Genomic DNA, 11,904 nt, shown 5'->3' with positions numbered 1-11,904 from the left:
AGCTTGTTACCCAGGTTGTTCTGGCGATTTTGTCCGGCGATCTTCGCCCCGGTGACCGGCTGCCGAGTACCCACGAACTTGCGCGACGTTTCAACATCCATCCCAACACCATCAGCGCCGGTTACCGCCAACTTGAACACGACGGCTGGACCGAACGCCGCCATGGCAGCGGAGTCTATGTTCGCGCCAACGCCGAACCGCCTTCGACGCCCGAGCAGATCCTCGATCAACATATAGCGGGCTTCTTCCGGGCCGTCCGAGAATTGAACCTTCCTGCCGCAGCGATCCGGCATCGTGTTGCCCAATGGCTCGCCGCGCCTCCGCCGGATCATTTCCTGCTCATCGACTCTGATCCGATCCTGCGCGAAATATTGCTGACAGAAATTCGCGAGGCGACCGCGTTTCCAGCCGTCGGCGTTCCGCTGGAAGAATGCGCACGAGACGAAACCCTCGCTGGCGCCATTCCTTTGTGCCGACCCAGCAAAACCAAGCTCGTCCGTGCAGCGTTGCCCTCCGGCGTCGAACTCATCACATTGCCAATCCGGTCCGCCAACGCGTGGCTCACTCCGTGGCTTCCGCCGCCACCGGGACACCTGATTGGTGTCGCTTCCCACTGCACCAGGCTGCCTCAAGACGTGGCCGGATCGGCCATCTCTTGCCTGGAGTCTCGGTAAAGATCGTCGATATAGAAACCCCGGGAGCCAGTTGCTCCCGATACTGCTGGAACGCTGCTGGTGAAAGGGCCCAACGTGATGAAGGGCTCTCCGGGACGCCCGGAAAAGACGGCCGAGGTGCTGAAAGACGGCTGGTACACGACCGGCGACGTCGCCATGATGGAGGAAGACGGCTTTCTCACCATCACTGATCGTCTCTCGAGCTTCAGCAAGATCGGCGGTGAGATGGTGCCCCATATCACCATCGAAGACAGGCTGCATGAATTTGCTGGAGTCACCGAGCAGGTTCTCTCGGTAACATCCTGCCCGATGAAAAGAAGGGTGAGCGCATTGCCGTGCTGTCCACGCTGTCGGAGGAAAAACTCGCTTCAGTGCTCGATAAATTGCAAAAAAGCGATCTGCCCGCGCTCCGGAAGCCGAAGGCGAACCTCTTCTTCCATGTTGACGCGCTGCCACTGCTAGGCACAGGCAAGATGGACCTGCGCGGAGTCAAGACGCTGGCAGCGACTCTCGCGCAGGCTGTCGAGGTATAACGATTTGCGTTACTTTGCGCTCATCGAATTGTTGCTGCGATCGTCATCCGGCAGCACATGATCGGGATCGACAATGACAGACGCGACTGGCTTCTCCCCCAGCCATGCCAATTCGCCCTTGGACTCCCAACTCTCCACCGGCACGCGAAAGCGCTCTTTGGTTCCATCGGTATATTGCACTTCAACGGTCGCCGGAAGCACCAGTTGTCCTTTGTTTACCAGTGTCACGTGCGTGCCATCGATGGCGGTAACCGCCATATCGAAGCGCCAGTTGTTCATGTACCATCCGCGCCAGAACCAGCCCAGGTCTTCGCCGCCTTCACTGCTCATCTCGCGGAAGAAGTCCGAGGGCGAGGGATGTTTGTAAGCCCAATCGCGAATGTATTTGTGAAAGGCCCAATCAAATCGATCCTTGCCAAGGATCTGCTCGCGCAGCAGCACCATGCCGTAAGCGCCCTTGAAGTAGCTCACCGGATGACCAAGCGTCCATGGATAAGCATCTGCGGGCATGAGAATATTCGGAGCGGCTGGATTGTCCAGCACCTTGAGGATCGTGTCGGCTGGCTCTCCATTTGCAGAGTATTCCGAGTCGCGTTTCGGACCATAGACCCCGCCTTGAAATTCAGCCGATTCCCCGATGTCGATGAAGGTGTTGAAGCCTTCGTCCATGAATGCATTGCGGCGCTCATTCGATCCCACGATCATCGGAAACCAGTCGTGGCCGATCTCATGCGCCGTGATCCAGAAGAGCGTCTTGCCTTTGTCTTCAATGCCGTCAAAAACAATCCCCGGATATTCCATTCCGGTTGAGAATCCAGCCACATTGATCGCCGCCGGCCAGGGGTACGGGAACCACTGGCGAGAGAATCGCTCAACGGTGTCCTTCACATATTCGGTAGATCGCGACCATGCTTCTTCGCCTGTGCTTTCCGGCGGATAAACGCTTTCAGCAAGACTGGTTTTTCCATCGGGCAGATTGATGCGAGCCGCATCCCACACAAAAACCGGGCTCGCGCTCCAGGAAACGTCGCGCGTGTGGTCCATGCGGAAGTGCCAGGTAAGAGTGCCTCCAACTTTGGGGCGGCTGGCCGGGTCTTTCACCTCATCCACGCTGCGAATGACGACCGTCTTATCGCTTTTGCGGGCCGCGTCCAGACGGTCAAGTTCTGTCTTCGTCAAGACATCCTTCGCATTCACCAACTCCCCGGAGCCGGCCACAATCATCTCGCTCGGGACCGTCAGGTAGTAATCGAAGTGGCCATACTCAAGGTAAAACTCGCTGCCAATGTAGGGCAGCGTGTCCCAGCCGCGCAGATCGTCGTACACGCACATGCGGAGATACCACTGGGCTATATCGTAAATCTCGCCCTGCTTCGACATTCCCCAGGACGTGCGACCACCCCACACGCCGGGAATCTGATAGTGATACTGGATATGTAACTTGAGCACACTGCCCTTCGGCGCCATTGGCTTGGGCAGCCGAACCTGCATCCGCGTGTCATCGACGATGTAGTCAGCCTTTACGCGCTCCTTGCCCTGTTCGATCTCAACCGAATCGAGAACAAAGCCATCGGTGGTTCGACCATTCGAGTTCTCCTCGTCATCCGGCGTCTGCCTTCGCCGCGGACGCATCCCATTGGCCACGCGCGCCCTCGCGTCCTTGCGGTAGATGTTTTGCTCCATGTGTATCCACAGGCTGGGCAGTACATCCGGGCTGTTGTTGGTATAGGTAATCACCTCATCGTTGCGCAGAGCCTTGGCTTTCGTATCGAGATCGGCATGCATCTCGTAGTCCGCCTCATTCTGCCAGTAGGCGGGCCCCGGCGCGCCGTTGCTGGAGCGGTACTGGTTGACCGGATCGGGCAAAGTCAGCGGAGCAAAGGTCAGTCGCGGGTCATAAGTCGATTGAGTCGTGACCGGACTAGATGCAGCATTTGTCTGTGCGCCGGCGGCCATTCCGGCAATCGTGAGAGCGAGCAAGCATAGGCAAGACCACATCATCCGTCGATAAAAACGCATCCGTAAGAATCCTCCAAGGCGTCAACGAGCAAAGTACTGTCTGCCTAGAATAATCTCTCCTGCATAGCCGCCGTGGGTGATCACGCGGCGAATTCATTCAACCATTCCGATCACGCGATCAACGATTCCAGCCACGTGACGAATTCAGCCACGTATGTTCTACACTTGCCATGCGCCGCCGCATCGCCATAGACGGCATTGGATGATTGCAAAGAGCATGGCTTCTCAAACCGCACCGCACAAACCGCGCCGTATCGCCAGAATTCAGTTCTTCGCCGTCTCCATCCTCTCCATCGCGGGCATCATCAACTACATCGACCGCGGCTCGCTTGCCATCGCCAACACCACCATCCGCGCCGATCTCGGCATCTCGGCCACGCGCATGGGGTTCCTGCTTTCGGTCTTCTCGCTCTCTTACGCCATCTCGCAACTGCCGATGGGCATCCTTCTCGACCGCATCGGCGAGCGCGTCGTGCTCGGAGCGGGCATGTTTCTCTGGTCCGTAACGCAGGCGGCGACTGGTCTTGTCCGTGGCTTCGCATCCTTCTTCGCGGCTCGCATCGGCTTGGCCGCCGGCGAAGCGCCATTTGTCGTCTCGGCCGTCAAATCGGTCAATGACTGGTTCAATGTTCGCGACCGCGCTACGCCGATGGGAATCGTCAACTCTGCCACGACCCTTGGTCAGGCGATTGCTCCGCCGATTCTCACCGTAACTATGCTGGCCTTTGGCTGGCGCGGAATGTTCATGCTGATTGGGATTCCTGGTGTGCTTCTTTCTATCGCCTGGTACGCCTTTTATCGTGACCGGAAGCATGTTTCTCTCGACGCCGCTGAGCAGGCTTACCTCCAGTCCTCGCGTGAGGGAAGCAGAAGCTCTGCTATCACTTTCTCGCAGTGGACAGGCCTCTTTCGTCTCCGCACTGTCTGGGGAATGATGCTTGGCTTTGGAGGCGTCAACTATACCGTGTGGCTGTATATGTCGTGGATGCCGAACTACCTCGAAGCCGTGCATCACGTAAGCGTCTCGGCCACCGGAGTCATCGCTGTCATCCCCTTCGCCTGCGGCGCAGTCGGCATGATGCTCAGCGGCATCCTCGCTGACTTTCTCGTTCGCCATGGGGTTCCGCCGATCAGGACGCACAGGACTCTTCTGGTGATCGGAATGACGTGTTCCGCCCTGTGCACACTGCTCGTTCCATACATCTCGGGCGCAACAGGCGCGGCCTTCGGCATTGGCATGGCGCTCTTCTTCACCTATCTGGCAGGCAACTCAGGTTGGGGTCTGGTGCAATCGATAGCGCCCGCCGAAATCGTCGCCTCTGTCGCGACCATCCAGAACTTCGGCAGCTTCATCTTCGCGTCCTTTGCGCCTGTTATCACAGGCTGGCTTCTCGATCGCACCCACTCCTTTCATCTCACACTGGTAATCTGCGCGATGGTCTCGATCCTCGGCGCACTCTCGTATCTTCTGATCGTGAAGGAGCCAATCCAAATCAGCGAGCCACGCCCGCTCGTGGCGGATTCCTATTGAGCATCATTCCGAAGCCCGCACCTTTGCAGCGAAGAGTGCGTGGTGGGCGAGGATAAACAGCGTGTCATCGTCAGCGCCGCCAAAGATGATATCAATCGGCCGTTCCGGCACATCGATCTCGCCAATCAGCTTTCCCGCCGGGTTGTAGACAAAGATCTGGCCGTTCGCAACATAGACATTGCCTTTACGATCGACCGCGACACTTTCACCCCCGCGTTCTGCAAATGGCTTCAGATCTCCCAGCGTGCCGTCTGCTCCGACGAGGGCGCTGTAGGTGCGATCTTCCGATTCGCTGCTCACATATACCCGCTTGCCGGGCAGAGCACTCGTGAATCCGTAAGTGTCGAGATTGTCGGAGAAGCGCCATCCACTTGAGTCCGGTGGCCCTTGCTGGAAGACGCGCCCCGCAGGCAGAAACAGGCTGCCATCTGGAGATACATACTCCTTTGCCTTGGACGTCGATACATCCTGTGCAAACATCTCTGGAAGCGTGGTGTAAGTGTATGTCCTGGGATCAAGCTGGTCCTTGAACTCCCCGTTGTTCCAATAGTTGACCGGTAACACTGCTGCCGCTTCTGGATGCGGCCTTGTATCCCGCAAGGAAAGAACTGCTATTGGATCATACGGCGAGCCGGGACGAAACGAATAAGCCGTTCCTGCAGGCCCATCGGAAGAAAGCACCAGCAAATCACCTGTTTTGTCGAAAGCCAGATTCACCGGATCGAGCGGACTGTCCCGCTCGATCGTAAGACCCTCGGCCTGCGACCAGCCGAAGATGCGCTGCTGGTGATGATCGACGAAATATAGCTTGCCTGCCGCATCCACAGCAGCCCCGGAGATCGAAAAGAAGCCGTCTTCGAGCCTTTCGACTTTTGCGCCGGGCGTGAGCACTGCAGAGACGTCCACTGGTGTGGGAGTTACTGGTTGTGCGGGAATGTCGAGCACCGCGAACTCGCGCTCGCGAACCTCCAGATGACGCGTCACATCCTCGATAGCATTCTCATAAGGGAACTTACTCACCCGGAGAAATGTGCCACAGCCGTTGTCATCGCAGGTGGCATATCCGCTCTCGGCATTCACATGCAGATTGCGGAAATGTATGTTCGCGGAGTTATAAATGCGAACCGCAGCCGAAAAGGGCGCTCGCGTTCGCGTCACGCGATAACCGTGATAGTTCGCGACGGTAATGTTCTTCGACCAGTCGAACTCCAGCGACAAGGATTCAGGACTCTCGCCGGCTTCCTCTTCGGTCTGCGGCGCATTGAGATCCCAGTTCTCCGCATGATCAAACTTGATCTCGTTACGAACGTGGTGCTCGGTAGACAACTCATAGATATGGCCCGGAGTTTTCGTGTCCGAAACTAAGAATCCCGCTTGCGCAAAGGTGTCCGGAGTCCAGATATCCGCAAAGGTTCCACCGCCGCCTTGCGTTACCCACAGGCTTGGGTATTGCCCATCCCATCGCTTGTGCAGATCAGGATCGGCCGTGTGGTTGTTGTTGTAAGGATTCGTCCCGCTGCCATGACCGCCAAGAAAGCGCACATCATCCACCAGTGAATCCGCGCTCGACTTCCAAAGCAGAGCGACGGCGCGCGCATTGACGCCACCGGTGAAGATTCCGATGCCGCTCAAGATGTTCGTCCCGCCCGCAGGCGAAGCGATCACGGCCTTAGGCGCACCCACGCCTTGATAGCCCGCCGTCTCATCGAGCAGATCAAACTGCGTCAAAGTCGGATGCAGTCCGATCAGCACAGTGTCAGGCTTTAGCGTGATCGTGTTTCTCACAACGTAATGGCCGCTCGGGAAGTAAAGCACGCGATGCGTGTCGACAGCCTTCTGGATCGCGGCTGTGTCATCTGTCGTCCCGTCTCCAACGACTCCAAGCGTATGCACGTTCACCCACGTATCCGTTGTCGGCAAGGCGGGAATCGCTGATTTGAGCGGCGCCGATAGACTGCCCAGCGGCATCGCGTCATATAGCATTTCGATTGAGCCCATCACTCCTTCGCCGGGCACGATCAGGCCATAGTTGAAATTGCGGACCTGATAGATTCCGCCTTTGCCGGAGACCTTCTTTCCACTCTCACGGAAGAGCGCAAAGGTTGGCACATTCTTTAGCACTGCATTCTCGAATCCGATCTCTGTGAGCGGACTCTTTTCGTTGCTGATGATCACGGCCTGCGCGGAGACATTCTCGAACTGGCAGTCCTTGACCCAAAGCTCATCTGAGTAATGCGGATCGATATCGATGGCGGTTGGCACATTGCGGAAGGTGTCGTGGATCAGCGTGAGATTGGCCTCATGCTCGCGAATCGCCGACTCGCGCTGGCCTTCGAAGACGGAATCGATCAGCGTGAACTGCCACGCAGGCGAAGGCTTCTCCGTGAGAATCCCATAGCGTCCGTCGTAGAAATGCAGATCCTCAGCTTCATTGCCGATCTGAGTCAAAGCAGCGAGCCCGGAACCGATATGAAAATCGATGTGGCTGAGATACGCATGCTGCGCTGCATGAAAGCGAATCGCAATCGCCGCCGGATTGCCTGCGCCGATCTCGAAGTCGATATTGCTCATCGCCGAATAGAATGTGCTCGGATGCGCGTCCGCAATCGCATCATTTGGCGGCACGCTGCCGGGGGTCGGAAACGGTACGCGAACAGCCGCGCTCCCGCTGTGATGCGCACCGGTGAAAATCACCATGTCGCCTATACCGGTTTGAAAGCCGGGAGTATGATCGGCGAGCACGAAGACCGGACGAGTCGCGCCATAGCCGATCACACGAATGCCCAGCGGAATATAGATGGTGCGAGTCAGCCGGTAACGGCCCGAGGGCACAAAGACAATGCCTTCGGTCGCTTTGGTGTCAGTCTTATCAATCGCAGCCTGAATCGCTGCGCTGTCATCGGCAACCCCATCGCCGTGCACGCCAAATTCCTGAGCTGTGAGATACACAGCCCCGGGGTCGTCAAGCCGTGTTGTAAAGACAGAAGCTGCGAATGCAGCCGAAGAGACGCCAAGCAGAAGAATGGCGAGCAGCAGACTCTTTTTCATCCCTTGGATTCCTGCGCGGTTTCTTGGATTGTCTATCGTAAATCGAAAGGTCAACGTGGCCATGCTACTCGGCTCGACGCCTCAACGCAATTGCCGTCTTCCATCGGTTGCTTTACCGGTCAATCAGCGTCGTTATTTGTGCTTGATAGCTTCAAGTTCATCGAGCGTACGTGGCCAGTCAGACTTCATCAGTCTCGACAGGCTTCGGTCTGCCAGCAGCCGTCCGCCGGTCTGGCATCGCGCGCAATAGTCCGTCTCATTGTCTGCGTAGCGAATGCGCTGCACCTTTTCGCCGCATCGTGGACATGGCTGGCCGAAGCGGCCATGCACGGCCATCTCCCGCCGGAACGCGGTCACCTTTTCCGGAAACGATCTGGCGGCCTCGGCATTCATCCGATCCATCCATAGCTGAAGAGTTTCCCTTGTTGCAGTGAACAGCCGATTCCATTCTTCGACGCCAAGTTTGTGTGTCAGAGTAACGGGCGAAAGCTGCGCGGCGTGCAGAATTTCGTCCGAATACGCATTGCCGATTCCGCTAACGATGCGCGGGTCGGTGAGCGCCCGCTTGAGGGTACGGTTCTCGGCTGAGAGCGCCTTGCGAAATCCATCCAGATCTGTCGCAAAGACTTCGACACCGCCGGGGTTCATCGCATTGAGTGCGGCTTCTCCGGCGACGATGTGCAGAGAAGCGCGCCGCTTCGAACCTGCCTCGGTCAATACCAGCGAGCCCTTTGGAAAATCGAAGGCGGCAAGGTAATTGCGGCCCGCGAGCTTTGCGTCGGGCGGCCGCCAGTGAAGACGCCCGGCGATCATCAGATGCAGAACCAGCCAAAGATCGTCGTCAACGCCAATTGCGATGCGCTTGCCGATGCGACGCAGTTCGCGCACGGTCTTGCCTTCGGTCTCAGAGACGGCGGGATGGGCGGTGCGCAGCAGAAAGGCACTGGCGATGCGAACGCTTTCCAGCTCTTCGCCGAGAATGCGCGCTTCCAGCGCCGAAATATACGCCGTAATGTCGGGCAATTCGGGCATGGGAATGAGCTTGCCTATTGCCGGAGCAATTTGCAAGCTTTTGATTGTCTCAATCCGTGGCAGGGGCAGTTGCCCAAGGTAGTACATTGGTATGCGAGGTTGCACACGCCATGAAGGCGCTACTTTTGTCCGAGTACAGCAAGCTGGAAGTTGCAGAACTACCCCGCCCAGTCGCGGGGCCGGGGGAAGTGTTGGTTCAGGTCGCCGCCTGTGGAATCTGCGGCAGCGACGTGCATGGATATGACGGCTCGTCAGGCCGCCGGATTCCGCCGCTCGTCATGGGCCATGAGGCTGCGGGCATTGTTGCCGAAGTCGGCGAGGGTGTCAGCGGGTTCGCAGTCGGCGACCGCGTCACCTTCGATTCGACCGTCTATTGCGGGGCCTGCCAGTTTTGTCTCGACGGCGAAATCAATCTCTGCGACAACCGTCAGGTCGTCGGGGTTTCCACCCCGGACTTTCGCCGCGCTGGAGCCTTCGCGGAGTTTGTCACGGTTCCTCAGCACATTGTGTATCGCTTGCCCGCAGAGCTGCCTTTCGCCGACGCGGCGATGCTGGAAGCTGTCTCCGTTGCCCTGCACGCCGTCAAGGTCTCCGATCTCAAAGGCGGGGAAACAGCTCTTGTGATCGGCGCTGGAATGATCGGCCTTCTGATCCTGCAGGCGGCGCGGGTAGCGGGCTGCTCTCGCATTCTGGTCACAGATGTCGACGCCACACGGCTAAAACTGGCCGAAAACTCCGGTGCAGACGAGACCATTCTTGCCTCCGGAACGGCGATGGCCGAGGAAGTCATGCGGCTGACCGGCGGGCGAGGTGTGGATCTCGTTCTGGAAGCGGTTGGGCGCGATGAAACCGTCTCCGCCGCAGTCGACGCAGTGCGCAAAGGCGGCACGGTCACGCTCGTTGGCAACATCACGCCCCAGGTTACGTTGCCTCTGCAAAAGGTCGTCTCGCGGCAGATCCGCTTGCAGGGTTCGTGCGCCTCGGCAGGGGAGTATCCCGAGGCGATCGAGTTAGTTTCGAACGGAAAGATTCGAGTTACGCCTCTCATCACTGCGGTCGCGCCGCTCAGCGACGGCGCAAGCTGGTTTGAAAGGCTGCATTCGAGAGAGCCAAACCTGATGAAGATCGTCATCGATCCTCGTTTAGCAGCTGCGGACACGCTATGACGAATCCTCTCTTTGATCTCACCGGGCAAACGGCAGTGGTCACAGGCGCAAGCCGCGGACTGGGCCAATATTTCGGGCGCGCACTGGCAAAGGCTGGCGCAGACCTGATCGTTACCAGCCGTCGCATCGACGATCTCGCGCCATTTGTGTCTGAGATCGAATCGCTGGGCCATAAGGCATTGCCGCTGGAACTGGATGTTCGCGACCACGGCAGCATCCTGCGCATGGCAGAGGCAGTAAACGCAGCCTGCGAACAAGTGCATATCCTCGTCAACAATGCGGGATGCAACGTGCGCAAGCCGGCGCTCGACGTCAGTTGGGACGACTGGAATCTGGTGCTCGATACCAATCTGCGCGGCAGCTTCTTTGTCGCGCAGCAGATCGCACGCGGCATGGTGCCGCATGGCTACGGCCGCATCATCAATATCGGTTCGGTCACGAGCGTCGCCGGCTTTGCGGGGCTTGGTCCGTATTGCGCCAGCCGCGGCGGCATCAAGCAATTGACGATGAGCCTGGCCGATGACTGGGGCAAGTACGGCATCACCGTGAACTGTCTCGCGCCGGGGTGGTTCAAGACCGAGCAGAACAAGATTCTCTACGAAGACCGCGAGTGGGTGGAGTATCTGATGGACCGCATTCCGCTGAAGCGTCACGGCGAGCCGCACGATCTGGATGGCGCGATTGTATTTCTCGCCTCCGAGTCAAGCCGGTACGTTACTGGGCAAACGCTGCTGGTGGATGGCGGCGTATCGACCGGCGCAACCCGCGCTACCGCAAGGTCAAAAACAACATAGCTAGCACTATTTGAACTATGAGATACAAGAGGAGATTCGGCGTGAAATCCTGGTTGCACAAGTCGATAAGTTTCGTTGCGGTTGTTTTGATTGCTGGATGTATGACTTCGGCGGTAACGGCTCAGGCCGCGCCAGCCGGAGGTAAGCTGCGGGTCTACTTCATTGATGTTGAGGGTGGCCAGTCGACGCTCTTTGTTACTCCGGCGGGCCAGTCGCTTCTGGTTGACACGGGCTGGCCGGGCAACAACGGCCGCGATGCGGACCGCATTGTCGCAGCGGCAAAAGAGGCGGGTATCAGCAAGATCGACTATGTGCTGCTGACGCATTATCACGTCGATCATGCCGGAGGAATACCGCAGCTGTTAGAGCGCATTCCAGTCGGAACCTTCCTCGATCACGGGCCGAATCGCGAGCTTGACAAGGGAATTACCGAGAAGGATTACGCCCTCTATCAGCAGGCGCTGGCGACCGGAAAGTACAAGGTCATTCATCCAAAGCCGGGCGATGTATTGCCTATTAAGGGCTTCACGGCCACCGTAATCAGCCAGGATGGGAACCTGATCGGCAAGCCTCTGCCTGGCGGCGGCGAGGCAAACTCCTATTGCGCCAGCTCCGAAGTCAGGCCCGCAGATCAGACGGAGAACTCGCGCTCGCTGGGGATTGAAATCAACTTTGGCAAGCTGAAGCTGCTCGACCTGGGCGACCTCACCTGGGACAAGGAAATGCAGTTGATGTGCCCGAACAACAGGCTCGGACACGTCGATATTTATATCGTCTCCCATCACGGCTGGAATCAGAGCTCGAGCCCGGCGCTGGTGGACGCGATTCATGCGCGGGTCGCGATCATGGATAACGGCGCTACAAAGGGTGGATCGACGCCAGTTCTCCAGACGATCAAGTCTGCGCCGGGCCTTGAGACGCTCTGGCAGCTTCATTTCTCGGAAGAGGGCGGACCCATCAACAACACCGCGGAACAATACATCGCCAACCCCCAGGGGCCAGATGCCGGACATTCCCTCGAACTGACAGCGAGCCCGGATGGCAGCTTCGACGTGACCAACACGAGGACTGAAGCCACAAAGCACTACGCTGCCAGATAACTCAGAC

General features: G+C 58.1%; 8 protein-coding genes and 1 pseudogene. 6 read left to right on the top strand and 3 right to left on the bottom strand.

The features are described 5' to 3' along the window. Positions 1-5: 5 nt before the first annotated feature. Positions 6-674: pseudogene (locus OHL23_RS03945) on the top strand (GntR family transcriptional regulator); the annotation flags it as partial. A 371-nt stretch (positions 675-1,045) separates the two neighbouring features. After that, on the top strand, positions 1,046-1,207 hold the full coding sequence (locus tag OHL23_RS03940) for a hypothetical protein (RefSeq protein WP_263350466.1): 162 nt from the start codon (positions 1,046-1,048) through the stop codon (positions 1,205-1,207). Positions 1,208-1,216: 9 nt separating this feature from the next. Here the strand turns inward: OHL23_RS03940 and OHL23_RS03935 are convergent, their stop codons facing one another. Next, complete coding sequence (locus OHL23_RS03935) at positions 1,217-3,226, bottom strand: M1 family metallopeptidase (protein WP_263350465.1); 2,010 nt, start codon at positions 3,224-3,226, stop codon at positions 1,217-1,219. A 217-nt stretch (positions 3,227-3,443) separates the two neighbouring features. Here OHL23_RS03935 and OHL23_RS03930 point away from each other — a divergent pair, with 217 nt between their 5' ends. Beyond that, positions 3,444-4,757 carry an MFS transporter gene (locus tag OHL23_RS03930; RefSeq protein WP_263350464.1) on the top strand — a complete coding sequence of 438 codons (1,314 nt, stop codon included), beginning with the start codon at positions 3,444-3,446 and terminating at the stop codon, positions 4,755-4,757. Positions 4,758-4,760: 3 nt separating this feature from the next. On the opposite strand, the gene OHL23_RS03925 is transcribed toward OHL23_RS03930, so the two are convergent. Together OHL23_RS03925 and OHL23_RS03920 are read right to left on the bottom strand one after the other, a co-directional pair. Then, a complete protein-coding gene (locus tag OHL23_RS03925) occupies positions 4,761-7,805 on the bottom strand; it encodes a glycosyl hydrolase family 28-related protein (RefSeq protein ID WP_263350463.1) in 3,045 nt (1,014 codons plus the stop codon). A gap of 132 nt (positions 7,806-7,937) precedes the next feature. Further along, positions 7,938-8,837, bottom strand: a complete 900-nt coding sequence (locus OHL23_RS03920; RefSeq protein ID WP_263350462.1) for an Fpg/Nei family DNA glycosylase — start codon at positions 8,835-8,837, stop codon at positions 7,938-7,940. A gap of 110 nt (positions 8,838-8,947) precedes the next feature. Between OHL23_RS03920 and OHL23_RS03915 the strand changes: the two genes are divergently transcribed. Genes OHL23_RS03915 through OHL23_RS03905 form a run of 3 tightly spaced genes read left to right on the top strand, consistent with a single transcriptional unit; the run spans position 8,948 to position 11,897 of the window. Next, complete coding sequence (locus tag OHL23_RS03915) at positions 8,948-10,003, top strand: galactitol-1-phosphate 5-dehydrogenase (protein ID WP_263350461.1); 1,056 nt, start codon at positions 8,948-8,950, stop codon at positions 10,001-10,003. Next, positions 10,000-10,797 carry an SDR family NAD(P)-dependent oxidoreductase gene (locus OHL23_RS03910; protein WP_263350460.1) on the top strand — a complete coding sequence of 266 codons (798 nt, stop codon included), beginning with the start codon at positions 10,000-10,002 and terminating at the stop codon, positions 10,795-10,797. Before OHL23_RS03915 ends, OHL23_RS03910 begins: the two co-directional genes overlap by 4 nt. A 41-nt stretch (positions 10,798-10,838) precedes the next feature. Beyond that, complete coding sequence (locus OHL23_RS03905; protein ID WP_263350459.1) at positions 10,839-11,897, top strand: ComEC/Rec2 family competence protein; 1,059 nt, start codon at positions 10,839-10,841, stop codon at positions 11,895-11,897. The last annotated feature ends 7 nt before the right edge of the window (positions 11,898-11,904 follow it).

Origin of the sequence: Acidicapsa acidisoli (genome assembly GCF_025685625.1) — a bacterium.
Classification (GTDB): Bacteria; Acidobacteriota; Terriglobia; order Terriglobales; family Acidobacteriaceae; genus Acidicapsa; species Acidicapsa acidisoli.
This window is presented reverse-complemented; position numbering and strand designations above follow the sequence as displayed.

What these genes read in the sequence shown, in the direction of transcription:
- OHL23_RS03935 (WP_263350465.1), bottom strand. Translation starts at nt 3,226, where the DNA reads ATGCGTTTTTATCGACGGATGATGTGGTCTTGCCTATGCTTGCTCGCT.
- OHL23_RS03930 (WP_263350464.1), top strand. Translation starts at nt 3,444, where the DNA reads ATGGCTTCTCAAACCGCACCGCACAAACCGCGCCGTATCGCCAGAATT.
- OHL23_RS03925 (WP_263350463.1), bottom strand. Translation starts at nt 7,805, where the DNA reads ATGAAAAAGAGTCTGCTGCTCGCCATTCTTCTGCTTGGCGTCTCTTCG.
- OHL23_RS03920 (WP_263350462.1), bottom strand. Translation starts at nt 8,837, where the DNA reads ATGCCCGAATTGCCCGACATTACGGCGTATATTTCGGCGCTGGAAGCG.
- OHL23_RS03915 (WP_263350461.1), top strand. Translation starts at nt 8,948, where the DNA reads ATGAAGGCGCTACTTTTGTCCGAGTACAGCAAGCTGGAAGTTGCAGAA.
- OHL23_RS03910 (WP_263350460.1), top strand. Translation starts at nt 10,000, where the DNA reads ATGACGAATCCTCTCTTTGATCTCACCGGGCAAACGGCAGTGGTCACA.